General features: G+C 58.1%; 14 protein-coding genes. 9 read left to right on the top strand and 5 right to left on the bottom strand.

Going from position 1 to position 16,235, the window contains the following annotated elements; genetic code table 11:
• Positions 1 to 23: 23 nt before the first annotated feature.
• Both GVI59_RS06650 and GVI59_RS06655 read right to left on the bottom strand, forming a co-directional pair.
• On the bottom strand, positions 24 to 1,046 hold the full coding sequence (locus GVI59_RS06650) for a phosphotransferase enzyme family protein (protein WP_242012979.1): 1,023 nt from the start codon (positions 1,044 to 1,046) through the stop codon (positions 24 to 26).
• Between the two features lie 14 nt (positions 1,047 to 1,060).
• Positions 1,061 to 2,320 (bottom strand): class-III pyridoxal-phosphate-dependent aminotransferase, encoded by a 1,260-nt coding sequence (locus GVI59_RS06655; RefSeq protein WP_173573509.1) that lies wholly within the window; start codon positions 2,318 to 2,320, stop codon positions 1,061 to 1,063.
• A 243-nt stretch (positions 2,321 to 2,563) separates the two neighbouring features.
• On the opposite strand from GVI59_RS06655, the gene qhpR reads away from it, so the two are divergent.
• On the top strand, positions 2,564 to 3,616 hold the full coding sequence (qhpR, locus tag GVI59_RS06660) for an AraC-like transcriptional regulator QhpR (protein WP_173573510.1): 1,053 nt from the start codon (positions 2,564 to 2,566) through the stop codon (positions 3,614 to 3,616).
• Between the two features lie 194 nt (positions 3,617 to 3,810).
• Here qhpR and GVI59_RS06665 read toward each other — a convergent pair whose 3' ends face one another.
• The gene (locus tag GVI59_RS06665; protein ID WP_173573511.1) at positions 3,811 to 5,301 is read right to left on the bottom strand and encodes a carboxypeptidase M32; all 1,491 of its coding nucleotides are present in this window, start codon (positions 5,299 to 5,301) and stop codon (positions 3,811 to 3,813) included.
• 194 nt (positions 5,302 to 5,495) lie between these two features.
• On the opposite strand from GVI59_RS06665, the gene GVI59_RS06670 reads away from it, so the two are divergent.
• Positions 5,496 to 6,152 (top strand): hypothetical protein, encoded by a 657-nt coding sequence (locus tag GVI59_RS06670; RefSeq protein WP_242012980.1) that lies wholly within the window; start codon positions 5,496 to 5,498, stop codon positions 6,150 to 6,152.
• 31 nt (positions 6,153 to 6,183) lie between these two features.
• Here GVI59_RS06670 and alkB read toward each other — a convergent pair whose 3' ends face one another.
• On the bottom strand, positions 6,184 to 6,867 hold the full coding sequence (alkB, locus tag GVI59_RS06675; protein ID WP_173573512.1) for a DNA oxidative demethylase AlkB: 684 nt from the start codon (positions 6,865 to 6,867) through the stop codon (positions 6,184 to 6,186).
• Between the two features lie 166 nt (positions 6,868 to 7,033).
• Between alkB and GVI59_RS06680 the strand changes: the two genes are divergently transcribed.
• The 6 genes from GVI59_RS06680 to truA all read left to right on the top strand — a co-directional run bounded on the left by GVI59_RS06680 (position 7,034) and on the right by truA (position 11,691).
• The gene (locus tag GVI59_RS06680) at positions 7,034 to 7,450 is read left to right on the top strand and encodes a hypothetical protein (RefSeq protein ID WP_173573513.1); all 417 of its coding nucleotides are present in this window, start codon (positions 7,034 to 7,036) and stop codon (positions 7,448 to 7,450) included.
• Positions 7,451 to 7,690: 240 nt separating this feature from the next.
• Positions 7,691 to 8,794 (top strand): AI-2E family transporter, encoded by a 1,104-nt coding sequence (locus GVI59_RS06685; RefSeq protein ID WP_173573514.1) that lies wholly within the window; start codon positions 7,691 to 7,693, stop codon positions 8,792 to 8,794.
• Entirely contained in the window at positions 8,787 to 9,251 is a 465-nt protein-coding gene (locus GVI59_RS06690) for a hypothetical protein (protein ID WP_173573515.1), read from the top strand. The genes GVI59_RS06685 and GVI59_RS06690 overlap by 8 nt, the downstream gene beginning before the upstream one ends.
• An 82-nt stretch (positions 9,252 to 9,333) precedes the next feature.
• Positions 9,334 to 9,885: a peptide deformylase gene (gene def / locus GVI59_RS06695; protein WP_173573516.1), complete on the top strand. Its 552-nt coding sequence runs from the start codon at positions 9,334 to 9,336 to the stop codon at positions 9,883 to 9,885.
• Positions 9,886 to 9,961: 76 nt separating this feature from the next.
• Positions 9,962 to 10,876 (top strand): methionyl-tRNA formyltransferase, encoded by a 915-nt coding sequence (gene fmt, locus GVI59_RS06700; protein WP_173573517.1) that lies wholly within the window; start codon positions 9,962 to 9,964, stop codon positions 10,874 to 10,876.
• Positions 10,873 to 11,691, top strand: coding sequence for a tRNA pseudouridine(38-40) synthase TruA (gene truA, locus GVI59_RS06705; RefSeq protein ID WP_173573518.1), 819 nt, complete (start codon positions 10,873 to 10,875; stop codon positions 11,689 to 11,691). The genes fmt and truA overlap by 4 nt, the downstream gene beginning before the upstream one ends.
• A gap of 39 nt (positions 11,692 to 11,730) precedes the next feature.
• Here truA and GVI59_RS06710 read toward each other — a convergent pair whose 3' ends face one another.
• A complete protein-coding gene (locus GVI59_RS06710) occupies positions 11,731 to 12,390 on the bottom strand; it encodes a hypothetical protein (protein WP_173573519.1) in 660 nt (219 codons plus the stop codon).
• Positions 12,391 to 12,598: 208 nt separating this feature from the next.
• On the opposite strand from GVI59_RS06710, the gene GVI59_RS06715 reads away from it, so the two are divergent.
• Entirely contained in the window at positions 12,599 to 15,193 is a 2,595-nt protein-coding gene (locus GVI59_RS06715; RefSeq protein WP_173573520.1) for an MMPL family transporter, read from the top strand.
• Positions 15,194 to 16,235: the final 1,042 nt, after the last annotated feature.

Genomic DNA, 16,235 nt, shown 5'->3' on the forward strand with positions numbered 1-16,235 from the left:
ATTAGGCCAGAGAAAATCGGGATTCAGGCTTCCTCGGTGACACGCGTCAGACAGGACAGGAATGTGCCGTCGAGATAATTCTGCGCCATGGTCAGCGAGTCTTCGAGAAAGCCGGGTTCCAGCGCACGAGCTTCCGCAGAATGCTGATGGGTCGTGAACCATCCGACCATCAGCAGACGTCTGAGCATCAACAGGGCGGGAATAATCTGGATGTCAGCCTCGGACAGAGGACGTATCTGGGTATACCCGCATAGCCAGGACGTGGTGATGGCGTCGATATCCTTGCTGCATTCCATGAACGTGCAGGCGCAGGCAAATTCGTACATGTGCCAGCCGAAACCACAATCATCGAAATCAATGATGCTGGTCTGGTCACCACTATGCAGGATATTGGTCAGCCTCATGTCGCCATGCAGCAGCCCCCAACGGTTGTCCGGACTGCCATAACGCTCCAGTTCAGCACGTACCCTGCGATCGGCCGTATCAAGCAGCTGCGTCTGCTCAGCCGTCATGTTGCGGGTATGCCGCCAACAGCCCCACATGGCGTTCTCGCCGACAGCCACTTCAACATCCCACACAGGACGTTTCAGGTTTTTGAGCGCGGCGTGCCTGCTGGTATAATTATGTAGCTGCGCGGAGATACGTCCCAGTTCATGAAACTTGTCGGGCAGACCGTCTTCCGACGGCATCCCACCGGGCTGATAGGCGAATAGCACAGCATGTTGCTGCTGCTCCCCTTCACCCGCATGAGCCAGCATGGTCCCATCCTGCGTTGGAAGGATCGCTGGTGTATTCAGGATGTTATCATCTCGCAGATGTTCGATGAAGGTGATTTCCGAAAGGATTTCATCCACACTGCGATAATGAGGACGATGCAGTCTGAGGATAAAAACCTCACCCGTCGGCGTATCGACCCTGTAAACAGCGTTTTCAGAAAAACTTAGCAGAGACCAGTTGGATTCCGGATCAATTCCATAGAGAGGCAGAAAAGGCGCGACATTGTCCTGCCAGTTCCATGAGGTCTGTTCCCAGGCGCGTGCGGTCATGGCGCATTCTCCCATCAGAAAGGTGAACTGGCGGAAATGGCGTCTTCCAGCCTTTGCAGGATGTCATCCACCTGCCCGGACTGAAGCAGCAGACCCGGCTTGAACTGGAGCACGCGCGGATCAAGCGTGGAGAAGATGGCCCACACGCCGCGCTTGTACAGCTCCCGCATGACAGGCTTCGCCCCTTCCGCCGTGGCGAATTCCAGACCGATGATCAGGCCTTCCTGTCGGATACCCACGAACCAGTCGGCATGACGACTTCGGATACCCGCAAGGCCTGCTGCAAACTGCGCAATGATCGCCTGCACATTGGTGACGGTTTCAGGACTTGTCGTCAGATCGAGAACGGCGTTCGCCACGTAACACCCGACTTCCGAACCGGAGAAAGTAGACATGTGCGCAAAGCCGTCCTGCTCCAGCCAGCCGCTGGCCTGCTTTGTCAGCAGCAGCGCACCGAAGGGGTAGATGCCGCCACCCAGTCCCTTGGAGGTGACGAGAATGTCGGGGCGCACATCCTGACGGGAAACGGCCCAGAGAGCGCCGGAACGCATCAGTCCGGTCTGCACTTCATCCGCGATATAGAGCGTGCCGGCCTCGTCGCACATACGGCGGATCTCTGCGAGATAACCCGGAGCCGGAAGGGGAAAACCGTAGGTCGCCGGAATGGTTTCCATAATGACGGCCGCCGCGGGTTCCGCTTTCAGCGCGGCCTGCATGGCGTCCAGATCGTTGAACGGCACCTGCACGAACTCTTCCGGACGATCCGCAAGGAAAAGCTGGCTGAACCGTTCGTCGCCTGTCGCGACGGCGAGGCCGGTGTGTCCGTGATAGGCCTTGCGGATGGAGATAATGCGGCGACGTTTTGTGGCGTAACGGGCGCTCTTGATGGCCAGATCAATGGCCTCGCTGCCGCTGGTGGCATAGGCGACCCGCTCGAACGGCTCTCCGGAGAGCTTGAGCAGCTTCATCGCCAGCGCCGTCCGGGAAGGAGACGGGAAATGATGATTGCCGATATCGAAATACTGCAAGGCGTCGGTCAGCGCCGCAATGAGATCGGGGTTGCGGTGACCGAGATTGTAGGTGCCGCCGTTGAGATGCACGTCGATCAGTTCGTGCCCGTCCACGTCGGTCAGTACGTAACCTTCACGCTTCCCGATTACGAGCGGCACATCCACACTCTGCCAGAACCGGGTCTTGTCGGGATTCCAGAATTCTTCCGACGCGGCGAGAATATCCGCCTTGCTCTCAAAACCGGCCAGATACGGATTGGCCATGACGTCTCTCCCACACTCTCACACATGGCCATCCGCATGGTGGCCTCATGGAAACAGCGTAGGCACGCAAGGGAGAACGGATAATGACAGACGGGCACAATCTCATGACATCCGACAACGAATGCGTTGCGAAAAAGAAATGAATTGACAGAAGGGCCGCCGCTCTTTCACCCTGTCTTTTCTTGCGCGATCCGATGGTCGGACGGAGAAGTCCGACCTGCCATCATGGGAGATAGTGGCGGAATGACACGTCTGCCAACTCAGGGACGTTCCGGTTCACCGGCTTCATCCACGACGGTTCTGGCCTCCGTCGTTTATGGACTGGATGCCTTCATTGCGCGTCTCGGGGCGCAGCCCGTGGATGTGTTCAGCCGGTGCGGCCTTGAAGGACGACTCAGCAGCACCCCGTCCGAGACGGTTTCTCTGGACGCCTACTGTCGCACGCTGGATTACGCGGCAAGCAAAACGGCAACGGCAAATTTTGGTTTATGGTTCGGCCATCAGTTCGCGCCCCGCCGTCTGGGCATGCTGGGCTACGCCGCCCTCTCCTCTTCCATTCTGGGCGATGCGCTCGACAATCTGGCAACGTTCTTTCCGATCCATCAGGACAACAGCATCGTCACTCATTCCAGACAGGGTGAGACTGCCCGTCTGGATTATGATGTTGGCGACCCGCTCCTTCACGACCACCGTCAGGATGCCGAGCTGACTCTCGCCGTATTGTGCAACATCATCAGGGACGCCTGCGGCCAGAACTGGACACCTGTAGCCGTGCATTTTCGCAACAAGGCGCCGTCCTGCACGAATGAACATGAAAAGGTGTTTGGCTGTAAGGTTCTTTTCGGACAGGAAACAAACTCCATCCTGTTTCCATCAGCCAGTCTCGCCACACCGATGCCAGCCGCAGACGGGCTCCTGTTCAGCGCAATCAAGGATGGACTGCTCCAGATACAGGCGCACAAGCAGTCACTTGAACAGGATTTTCTGTTGCAGGTCCGCAGCGTCATCCTTGATCTTCTGCCGCACGGCCATCCTTCCATCACTCAGGTTGCAGAGCGGCTTGGCTGTCCCTACTGGACCCTTCAGCGTCGGCTGGCCGCGAGCGGCTTCACGCACCGGCTTCTGGTGGAAGACGTGCGCCGCCAGCATGCGCTGAAATACCTGCGGAATAGCGAACATTCCGTGTCACAAACAGCATTTCTTCTGGGCTATAGCGAAGGCAGCGCCTTCACGCGGGCTTTTACCCGCTGGCATGGATGCTCCCCACGGAGCTGGCAGAGCACGACCGGCGGCTGAGCATGACGGAAAACATCTCTTTGTAAACAGGGGGTATTTTTCGAGCGCTATGGCAGATTCCCTGCGCGCCATGAGAGACGTTCCTGCTCATGAGAAGGAAACATTCATGCGTGTTTCCCTCTCACGCGACCATTCCGCTCACCAAAAACAGCCGCTCGACTCAGAAAATCAAAAACGTCCGTTCCTATAAAAACCTACCGCTCTCCATCGATATAACGAGCCCGAACATGCCGCAGATAGCCCTCGGCACCCAGCGGCTTTCCTGTAGCAGCGCTGATGATATCCTGCGTCGAAGCACTACTGCCGCTTTCATGCACCGCAGTACGAAGCCAACCCAGAAGGTTACTGAACTCACCACGCTGGATTTCATTCTCGATTTCCGGCAACGCCGTCTTCGCCGCCGCGAACAACTGCGCCGCTGTCAGCGCGCCCAGCGCGTAGCAGGGGAAATAGCCCCACAAACCCAGCGGCCAGTGAATGTCCTGCAAACATCCGCGTCGATCGTCCGGGACATCCAGTCCCAGCATATCCTTGATACGGGCATTGAACGCTTCGGGGAGATCCTTCAGCGCCAGCCGCCCTTCGATCATGGCGACCTCAAGCTCATACCGGACGATGATATGCGCCGGATAGGTGACTTCGTCCGCATCCACACGGATAAAGCCCGGGCTGACCCGTGTCATACGACGATAGAGATCATCCGAATTCCATGAACCCTGTCCACCAAATGCAGAAGACATGACCGGCGCTGCAAATGTCGCAAAGGCGCGGGATCGTGTGACCTGCATTTCCATCAGCAGGGATTGGCTTTCATGCAGGGTCATTCCTCGCGCCCGCCCGACCGGCTGCCCCTGCCAGTCAGCTGGCAATCCCTGCTCATAAAGCGCATGACCTGTTTCATGAATCACGCCAAGAAACGCAGGCAGAAAATCATCTGCTTCATAACGCGTGGTGATACGCACATCATCCGTCGCACCACCGCAGAACGGATGGGCGCTCACATCCAGCCGTCCACGCGTCATGTCAAAACCAACCTGCCGCATCATGGACACGCCGAGTTTCTCCTGATCCGCAATCGGAAAAGGTGCTGTACCAACCGAGGGAGTCTCCCCCGAAGCGGCCTGCCGTTCAAGCACCTCCTGCAACAATGGCGGCAGATCGTGAGCAAGAGTTTCAAAGATCGGCGTGATGGCTTTCTGCGTCATGCCCGGATCGAAACCATCAAGCAGCGCGTCATAGGGCGAAAGGGACAGCGCCTCGCCGATCGCCGTGGCGCTCTCGCGTGTCAGATCGAGCACAGTCTGCAAATAGGGCCGCAGACTTTCAAAATCGTTGTCGGCACGGGCTTTGCGCCAGACCATTTCTGCTTCCGATCCGGCTTTCGATAGCGCTTCGACCAGATCACCCGGCACGGCGATGGCACGGGTATGAATTCGTTTCATCTCGTTGAGATTGGCCTGTTTCCAGAAATCGCCGTCCGCATTGGCCGTGCCCAGCCAGTCCCCCACCTCGGGCGCGGTCAGCATTTCGTGCTGCAAACCGCCGAGAGTCGCCATGACCGTCGCACGGCGACCGGCAGCCCCTTCCGGCATCATCGTATCGCGATCCCATGAGAGGAGGCCTCCCGCATCTTCCAGAGCGGAAAGACGTCCAAAAAGGCGATGCAGATGATCGTAGGCGTTCATGGAAAACTCCAGTTGAATCAGTGCTTCCAGCCTATCACGATCTCGCCGTCCTGTGACGGCGGAGAAATCGGCGAATTTTCCGCCATGAAAAAAATCCCGCTATCAGATCAAAAACTTCTTCTTTATGAACGCCTGATTAACAAATGGGGCAGCAGCCCTTCCCTGTTTCATTACGCGGGACGTACTGGCGCACGATGCAGACAACAAACATTACAGAGAGATTTTCCTTCCCGAAGAAAGGAAGCCAGAACAGTTACCTTGGTTGGAGCCTACTGATCGCCGTTGTCGCCAGCCTGTGTTCCGGCCTCGGCACGGGATACATATTTTTCAGACTGGATCACGCCCATTCCAGTCAGGCGCTGGCTTACAAGGACGCCCAGATCGCCCTTCTGACTGCACAGAAACAGGCCGTTGAAGCGCGGGCAAAGGCAGATCAGATCAAGGCGAACGTGGTCTGGCGGGACATCTCTGACGAGGCGCGCGTCTGTCTGCAGAGTGATTTTGTAAACCTCAGGAACGACTTTGAGATCATAACGCTCGCGGGCGATGCGGAGGCGGCTTTCATGGCTGATCAGACACAGGACGCTCTGGAAGGGATCGACAGGAAGGTCCAGCGCTCGCAGATATTTTCAGCCCGAGGCATCGGGGAATATTACATCTATAACAAGAACCCTCAGATTGCCTCCAGCGTCGCGACGACACTGAGTCACTGCGGTTTCCCGGCCCGCACCATGCCCGCGCCGATTACTGCGGCAGGCATAGCGGGCCCTCTTCCAGCCGGCTTTGACACCTCCAGCACAGTGCAGCTTTTTATCAACACACGAAAAAAGCCGCATTTCAGCTTCGACTGAAACAGAAGCCCAGCCCACAAGCCCACGCTTCTCAGGAACGCCTTGTAATCTGGCGGAACGTCAGGTTGAGACGACATTCTCCCGTGAGAGGATGTGACGACACAGCCAGCGGGGCGATGCCGTGGAACATCATCCGGGAAGGACCGCCCCACACCACGACATCGCCGTGCGACAACCGAAACCGGCGTAAGGGAGAAGCACGGTCGAGACCTCCCCACAGGAACGTCGCAGCCACTCCCAGAGAGACGGAAACAATCGGTGTCTCCGCATCTTCTTCATCCTTGTCCTGATGCAGGGAAAGACGCGTTCCGGGACGGTACAGATTCAGCAGACCTGATTGCAGAGGAGGATGCGGAAAGCCTGCCGCACGGGTGGCCTCTTCCACCAGCGAGCGAAACAGGTCAGGCATGACTGGCCATGGCTGACCGTTATCCGGTCGGACCTGTGTGTAGCGATAACCGGACCGGTCCGAAATCCATCCATAGTCACCAAAGGAAGTCATGGCGACGGACATGCGATGACCGCCCGGTGTGACAAGATGTCTGAGCGGCGCCTGCCGGACGATATGGCGAGCAGCTTCCAGCAGCTCTGGCGCTCGGGAAAGCGCCATGCCGGGGAAAATAAAAGCGCCCGGATCCAGTTGAATCCGTTCGGCCCGGCTTTCATCCTGTCCGGGTTCCGTCACTTTGAGAAAGTCGAAAAGATCCCCGGTCACTGGCCTTTCTCCCGCCCCACTCGCCACCCCACCGCTGATAGCACGTCTGACCGTGGCCTATTGCGGTTGTAAGATGGGGGAAGGTAATTGTAGACTGATAGAAATGACATTGATGATGGGCTGTCCGGCCACGCGCCCGCAACCCAGCCCTGAGAGATCTGTATCTATGCGTGTTTTTCCCAGACTCACCGGCTTTTTCCCAACGGCAGGCCTCCTGCTGCTTCTGGCGGCCACGAGCGCATCCCTGTCCGGACAGGCGATGGCGCAGCAGAGTGATGCCCTGTCGGGTGCCGAAATGATGTCCGGTGATCCGACGCGCGAAGACAGCAGCGCAGGCGCGCCGACAGGCCGTCATGAAAACCTGCATGTCCAGGGGCACAGAAAGCTGCCGCCAGGATATCAGGATGCGCCTTCGATGGACATGCTGCATGGTCCCGATCCGGAACACGCCCAGCATGTCACAAGGGACTCCGTCACGGGCGCTGATCTGTCGAGATTCGGTTCCGCCTATCAGGATTCCGGCCCGAACGGCTCGGGCAGTCTGGGTGATTCCACAGGTAACGGCTGGGTCACGCCCCGCTGACGGGCTTTGTCCGGAAGGCGCACTCTTTCCTGACCAGACGCCGCTGACAGGTCCGGATAGCCAGACGTGTCAGCGTCGTTTCCTTGCCGCATGAACATGCCGTGCCCTTTATAATCAGCCATTCAACCTGCTTTTTGAAAAATCTTAACCGCCCTTGTGAGCGAAAGCCTGATGGCGGCGTTATGCCATGTATCAGGCCACAATAACGGCGGCCGCAGCTTTCAGGTGATCCAGACTCTCATGGCTTCCGAACAGATCCTCGAAGACGAACAGCACGCACCACCACCCGGCGAAACGCCACTCGACAGCATTGCCCGCATCCTTCGCCTTACATTGACCCTTGCCGCGGTCATGCTGTCGATCTGGCTGATCGGCGACGTGATCATGGTGGTCTTTGCTTCCGCATTGTTTGCCGTGATCCTGCACGGACTCGCCCGTGGTCTGAAACGCTGGACAAATCTGCCCTATGGGGCGGCGCTGGCCATCGTCTGCGTGCTGATGGTGACGCTGATAGTAGGTATCGGCTGGTCAAGTGGCTCGGACATCGTCGCGCAGGCCGCCAAGCTGCGCGACGCCCTGACCACGCAGGTCTACGCCCTTCGTGACCGGCTTGCGGCATGGCCACAGGGACAGGTCCTGCTGAATTACCTGCCGGCCTCTCTGGGCGGCCACGGCGGCGGTGCAAGCGGTAGTGGCGGATTGATGTCCCTCGGTTCGCGGATCGCCGGTTCCATGACAGGATTTCTCGGTTCGGCGTTCGGCGTATTGGGAACCCTCGCCGTCGTAGTCATCGCCGGACTGTATTTCGCCGCCTCCCCCACTCTCTACGCCAACGGCATCCTCCGTCTTGTACCGCGTCACTGGCGCGGACGGGGACAGGAAGTCATGCTCGTCGCAGCGGACACCCTGTGGGCGTGGGTCGCCGGACAGGCGCTGGATATGGCCGTCGTCGGGATCCTCTCCGGCATGGGCCTGTGGATCATCGGCGTGCCTCTGGCCGTCAGCCTGGGCTTTCTGGCCGCGCTCTGTAATTTCATCCCCTATATCGGCGCTATTCTCGGTGCTGTGCCCGCCCTGCTGCTGGCACTCTCCCTCGGCCTGCGCGAGACCGCCATGGTGGCCGCGCTCTACGCAGTGGTCCAGTTCTTCGAAGGCAACGTGATGGCTCCACTGATCCAGCGCAAGGCCGTGCAGATGCCGCCCGGTCTGACCGTTCTCTCCCAGACATTCTTCGGCGGCATATTCGGTGCGCCGGGACTGATTCTCGCTTCCCCGCTGACCGCCATGCTGCTCGCAGTGGGTGACAAGCTCGCACCTCCGCTGGAAGACAATGAACGTGTGTGAGCGCACTCATCCTTCCCGACTGGCCGGACTGCTCTGTCTGGTAAGCGCCGTCGCCCTCAGCGGATGCGCCCACTATGAGCAATCCAAACGCCAGCTCTGTGCGCAGGAAAAGCCTGACACGACTCTTCTGCGTCAGCCCACTCTGGCCAATTTCATCCGGTCCTGTGGGCTCCAGTATTATCCGGACGCTACGGGCCAGATAACGCTGCACTACAATCCGCCGCGCCACGATGACACGCTGCCGGTTTCCGCCCCCAAAGCCTTCGCCGTCAGCGACGTCGGCGGCTCCCGGGGCAGGCTGTGGTATCTCTGCATGCCCGTTCCCTATCTGGCGTCAGTAGGCAGTCGGGTAGAAAGCACCCTGTCCGTCTGTCGCTATGCAGGCTCGGGCGAGGATCGCATGTCGCTGACGTACGATCCGCAGGATGCCGCCACTTACAGTCCACGGAACTGGTGAAAGCAGCCTGTTCCAACGAGGGGGCGTATTCTCCCGACAGTGAGGACTGGAAAAACACAGGCGGCCTCGCTAAACCGGCGCTATGAACGACGTCGATTTCTCCCTCGCCGGGGCCACTGCTGCGCCCACACAGATTCTGATCGCCCCTCAGGCCGTGCTGCGCCAGAAGGCCCGGATCGTGCGTCCGGAGGATATGGAGACGCTGAAAGCGACCCTGCCGGGCATGTTCTCAGCCATGTATGCCGCGCCCGGCATCGGTCTGGCGGCCCCTCAGGTCGGGATCAGCCAGCGCTATGTCATCGTCGACCTGGGCGATAACGAAGACCGCCAGCCGATCGTTCTCATCAATCCCGAGATCCTCACGGAAAGCGAAGTCATGACGCCGCGTGAGGAGGGCTGCCTCTCCCTTCCCAACCAGTATGCGGAAGTTGTCCGTCCGGAAGCGGTGCGCGTTCGCTGGACGAACGTTGAAGGCGAGCGCTGCGAGCGCGAAGTGGACGGGCTGCTGGCGACCTGCATCCAGCACGAGATTGATCATCTGGATGGCGTGCTGTTCGTGGATCACCTCTCCACGCTGCGCCGCAACATGATCATGCGGCGTCTGGCGAAAGAGCAGAAACTCATCAGGCACTAAACGCCACCCGCCACAGATTTCACACTCCGAGCGGACGCTTCCTTCCGCCCGGACCTGACTTGCGGAGAACAGACCGATGCGTCTGGCCTTTATGGGCACGCCCGATTTCGCCGTTCCGGCGCTCTATGCTCTCCGCGATGCGGGACATGAGATTGCGGTCGTCTATACCCAGCCTCCGAGACCAGCCGGACGCGGCAAGGCGCTGCGCCCTTCCCCTGTACATCATGCAGCGGAGACGCTCGGCATTCCTGTGCGCTGTCCGGAAAAGCTGCGAAACAATCAGGAAGAACTGGGCTGGTTCGCCGCGCAGAAGTTCGATGTCGCCATTGTTGCGGCCTACGGCCTGATCCTGCCGAAAGCGATGCTCGACGCCCCCGAACTGGGCTGCCTGAACATCCACGCCAGCCTGCTTCCGCGCTGGCGGGGCGCGTCTCCGATCCAGAGCGCCATTCTGGCCGGAGACAGAGAAAGCGGCGTAACGATCATGCAGATGGATGTCGGTCTGGACACGGGCGACATGCTGTCTTCGGTTGGCGTGCCGATCACGGCCGTGACGACAGCCACCAGTCTGCATGACGAACTGGCGGCTCTGGGCGCGAAAATGGTGGTGGATGTCCTGCGTGCGCGTCCTCCCGCCATTCCCCAGCCAGAGGACGGCGTGACTTATGCCGCCCGCCTGACGAAGGAAGATGGCCGCATCGACTGGACTCAGCCTGCCGAGACCATCGACCGGCAGGTGCGCGCCCTCACCCCCTGGCCCGGTGCGTTTACGACGCTGGATGGCGTCACTCTGAAGATTGGCGCCGTTGAGGTCGAGGCAGAACGCTTCGGCACGCCGGGCGCGGTTCTGGATGACCGTCTGACCATGGCGTGCGGCGAAGGTTCGGCCCTCCGTATCTGTCGGATTCAGCGCCCCGGACGCGGCATGATGGACACAGAGGCGTTTCTGCGCGGGCAACCTGTGGCTGTCGGCACACATCTCGGCTCATGAGTGACGGCTCTCCTCCGGCGTTCTTTCGTCAGAGTCATGCGCCGGACGACCGGCAACGCTGGGCCGTCAAGATCGAGTATGACGGCACCGGTCTGGTGGGCTGGCAGAGACAGAAAACCGGGCTATCCGTTCAGCAACTACTGGAAGAAGCCGCCGCCCGGCTGGCGGGAGGACGCGAGGTTCCCAGCATCACCGCCGGACGTACGGATGCACGCGTTCATGCCACGGGACAGGTGGCGCATCTGGATTTTCCAATCTCCCTGCCGCTCAATCCCCGGGCTGTGAGAGACGGCCTTTCCTACCATCTCAAAGACCATCCAATCGTGATTTTGGCAGCGGCTCCTGTGGACCCAGCATGGAGCGCCCGCTTCTCCGCCGTTCGTCGCCGTTATCGGTACAGACTTCTGAACCGCCCGTCCCGCCCCGGTATCGAAGCCAACAGGGTGTGGCATGTGCGCCATCCGCTTGATGTGCCGGCCATGCACTCCGCCGCGCAGATTCTGCTCGGCCAGCATGATTTCTCGACGTTCAGGGCGGTTGCCTGTCAGGCGAAAAGTCCCGTCCGTACGCTGGACCGGCTGGATATTACCCGTGACGGCGAGATGATTCTGTTCGATGTCGAAGCCCGCTCCTTCCTGCATCATCAGGTGAGGAATCTGGTCGGCACGCTGCAACTCGTCGGCTGTGGCCGCTGGGACGCTGAACGATTGCGGACGGCGCTGGAAGCGCGTGACCGATGCGCAGGCGGGCCAACCGCCCCTTCTGAGGGCCTGTATCTGGTGGGCGTGGATTACGATCCTGATCCTTTTGGGTAATCAGGCCAATCCAGATCAGGTCTTACGCACAAACCAAGATTACAGTTTGCTTTCTTCGATCCATTCACGTGGCGTTTCCGGAAAAAATATTTCCGCATTACATGGATGACTTGCTGCTTTATCTTTCACCAGATCACCCAGAAAATCCATAAATTCCTGATGATTGGTTGCTATATTCATCTCAAAAACCGTATTTTTCGGATCTTCTATTGGGGGAAGCAGATTATCTCCCTTACAAAATAGATAGATATCCTTATATATTTTGAAAATTTTATCGAATTTTTCTTTAAACCAGTCATCCTGATTATCTGGAATTCTTACATTGTGAGAAAGCGCATTCAGAAAGTCTACATGTGAAATCAGTCTTTCTGTTATCGGAGTATAATAGGTTAGAAATTCATTTCCTTTTATTTCATATTTTATACCAACAACATCATCTGTATAATGAATTTCTCTGTGAACTTTCCTTACGTGCTTCGCTCCATCCTTCAATCTCCAACCCTGCACGTACTTGCACGCTTTCCTGGTATAGGAATCATAATCCGAACCAAAACTTTCAATCACTTCCTTGTAAAGATCGACACGGCTCTGAAAGGTGTTTCTCAACTCCAGAGCAGCATAAAAAAGATTTTCCTTTTTACGTGATCTTATAAGAAGTCTGGCCCTTTCCAGATAATCCGACGCACCAGTGCCATACATCGCTCTATGCTCCCGACAGAATGAAGCTACGTGCTGTGCAGTAAAGCACCGGCATCTTTTTCCGCCAACGGAGACACTTTCCCGGTTCCCTCTTGCGTCCCGTCGCCGGTTCAGCCAAACCAACCCTTTACTTCAACTTGCGCTGGTCACGGGATTATCGGGACTGGCCAATCTTGCGCTGTCAACGGCAAGGGCCTGAAGACCTCACATGATCTCCCTTTTCATCGGCCGACTTATCGTCCTGTGCGCCAAGCGCGCTTCTCTCGTCGTCGCACTGTTCATGCTGCTGGCCGCGACGTCCGTCTGGGTGAGCTACAATCACCTTGGCGTGACCACCGACACGGACAAGATGCTGTCCGACAAGCTGGCCTGGAAAAAGCGCTCCGACATGATGGGGAAGCTGTTCCCACAGAAGGACAATCTTCTGGTCGCGGTCATCGAGGCCGACCTGCCTGAAGAAGGACGCGCCACGGCGCGCGCTCTGGCCGACAGACTGTCCGGAGATCACGACCACTTCAACTATATCCGCCTGCCGGACGACAACGCCTATCTCAACCGCAACGGGCTGATGTTTCTTGACCAGAAGGCTCTCGCCAAGGTTCTGGACGACACCGTTGCCGCCCAGCCTTTCCTTGGCGCTCTGGCAGCCGACCCGTCAGCGCGTGGTCTTTTTGACTCCCTCGGGCTGATCGCGGAGGGCGTCAAACGGGGCCAGGCCAATATGGCTGGCTTTCAGGCTCCCCTGAACGGCTTCGCCAACAGTCTCGAAGCCGCAGCGAACGGACATCCCGAGTTTCTGTCATGGCAGCAGCTTCTGGCTGGAAATCTGACGGATCTGGCAGGCCGCTACCAGTTCGTGATGACACAGCCGAAGCTGGATTATGGTTCTTTCCAGCCGGGCGGCGCTGCATCCGATGCCATTCGCGCTGCTGCTAAAGACCTGGAATTCGTGAAAACAGGTCATGCCCATGTCTATCTGACAGGCGATGTGCAGATCAGTGACGAAGAATTCGCCACCGTCGCCGACGGCATGGTCGCCGGCCTGCTGGGCTCACTGGCGCTCGTCATTCTGTGGCTGACACTGGCCGTTCATACTTGGCGCGTCATTGTGCCGATCGTGATCACGCTCATCACCGGTCTGCTCCTGACCACAGGTTTCGCAGCCGTCGCTGTCGGCACGTTGAACCTGATCTCCGTGGCGTTCGCCATCCTGTTTGTCGGTATCGCCGTCGATTTCGCCATCCAGTTCTCAGTGCGTTTGCGCGGACAGCAGCCCACACAGACCGGTGAAGCCGGTCTGGAAGAGGCGCTGTTCAAGACCGGTGAGGAAACCGGCCATCAGATTCTGGTCGCGGCTCTGGCGACAGCCGCGGGCTTCCTCGCCTTCACGCCAACAGCGTTTCTGGGCGTTGCGGAACTGGGACTGATCGCAGGCATTGGCATGCTGGTCGCGTTTGTGTGCACCATTCTGCTCCTGCCCGCCCTCCTGCGCCTTTTCCGCCCGTCGATCGACCATGCCCGGACGGGCTATGTCTTCATGAAACCGGTTGATCGGATGATCCGCCACTGGCGCAAGCCTCTGCTCGCCATTTTTGCAGTCGTCGCGGTGGCGGGTATTGTCCTGATCCCAAGCCTGAAATTCGACGGAGATCCGTTGCACACCAAGGACCCGAAGTCCGAAGGCATGCGGACCCTGCATCTGCTGATGAGCAATCCGGTCTCATCACCCTATAGCGCCGAATATCTCGCTCCCAATCTCGATGCCGCCAAAGCCATGGCCGACAAGGCCGGAAAGCTGCCGGGTGTGCATGACGCCATGTGGCTCGGCTCCTATGTTCCGGAAGATCAGGATACGAAGCTGGCGTTAATTCAGGATGCCGCACAGATCCTTATCCCCGGTCTGGCCGTGCAGAACACGCAGGCAGCGCCGGATGCCGCCGCGGTGAAGGCTTCCGCGGCCTCCGCTGCTACAGCGCTTTCAGGTATTCTGGACGACCTTGCTCCCACAGACCCGCTGCGCCGTATTCAGGCCGCGCTGGCAAAACTGGCGACGGCTCCAGATGAGCTGGCCATGCAGACCAATGACGCGCTGGTCCGCTTCCTGCCCATGCAGCTCGATACGCTGAAAGATGTGCTGTCCGCCCAGCCGGTCACCCTCAAGGATGTTCCGGATGTCATCAAACGTGATTATCTACTTCCGGATGGACGCGCTCTGGTGGAGATTCATCCCAGCGGCCTGATGTCGAAGCCCGGCGCGCTCCACACTTTCGTCAAGACAGTCCGTCCGCTTTCACCTGAAATGGCCGGATCAGCCGTGGACATTGTCGAAAGCGCGAAAACCATTGTCGGAGCGTTCAAGACGGCCGCCATTTCCGCCATCATCATGATTGCGATCATCCTGTTGTTCGCCCTGCGCAAGGTTCTGGACATGGGGCTTGTTCTGGCTCCCCTGCTGTTGTCCGCCCTGATGACCGTGATCCTGATCAGAGTGGTCCCGGAAACCCTGAACTTCGCCAATATCATCGCACTCCCTCTCCTGCTGGGCGTAGGGGTGTCGTTCAACATCTACTTCGTGATGAACTGGCGGGCGGGCGTGCAGTATCCCCTCGCCTCGCCGACCGCGCGCGCCGTGCTGTTCTCGGCCCTGACGACCGGCACAGCCTTCGGCTCACTGGCGCTTTCCCATCATCCCGGCACCGCCAGCATGGGACGTCTTCTGCTGCTTTCTCTGGGCTGCACGCTTCTGGCGACGCTGGTGTTCATTCCTGCCCTGTTGCCGAAGCGGTCGATCGATCAGGAATAGAAACCGCTTTTTCTGGAAAACAAGAAACACGCGAGAGCTCTGTTCTCGCGTGTTTTTTATTTCAGTTCGTAGTAACAAGCGCGAAATTTCCAGAATGACAGCGTACCTGCGCCGCTCCATGACCATCGATTAACCGCCACACGAGAAAGCTGTTTCGTAACAAGACACAGGTCATGGACAATAAAACTTACTTATTCCATCTTCTTTACACGGACGACGGGTTGAGGAGCTTCTGCAGCCAGCTCTCAGACTGTACGAATAGACTTTTGCAATCGCCTGCAAGCCGATAAAGATAAAGGATGCGCAGATTTATGATGCAGCATGATCTTTTAAACGCCGATATGGCGCTTGCACGAATGGTATTAGCTGAAGTCGGCGTCCTTGAACGCCAACTGGTCAGATGGATGGCGGAAATGCACCAGATTGACCGGCATATTTTCTGGAACATTCATTGTGCCTGGAAAGAACAGCGGCTCGCCACGCTGAACAGATATTACGGCAGCACAGTCCCACGATCATTCATCAAAAGCCTTAACAACGATGAAGCGCCACTCAAAACCTGCATGGCGACTGACCTGCCAAATATCGGTCCCCTTCCGAAACCTCCTGAGTGGCTAGAAAATTTTTCCAGTCTGGAAAATCGCCATGCACCTGAAATGGTCGCGGCGCGTCGTATTCTCGCTCAGAGAACAAAACCTGCTCCAGCAGCGCTTTTTGTGCCGGAACCGGGTCTGCAGAGCTATTTAGCTTCATTCAAAAGCACAGGAACAAGCCTTCCAGACGAACAATGGTTCGATCAGGCCGTACAGGACCAGGAAACCCTCTCTCGCGACTTTCCCGCACTCTACTGGTTGGGACGTGAATCCCTGTTACGACGCAACCAAAAAACGTCGCCGGATCTCATGGATGCCCGCCTGGAATTCTTCCAGATACCGGACACACCACAACCATCACGGAAGACTTTATCGCTTTTCGCCAAAAGGCTTGCAGAACCGGATGGTAACCGCGAACTCGACTTCGCACGCAACCTTCTCCAAGGATA

Origin of the sequence: Acetobacter sicerae, assembly GCF_011516765.1 — a bacterium.
In the GTDB taxonomy this organism is placed as follows: Bacteria; Pseudomonadota; Alphaproteobacteria; order Acetobacterales; family Acetobacteraceae; genus Acetobacter; species Acetobacter sicerae.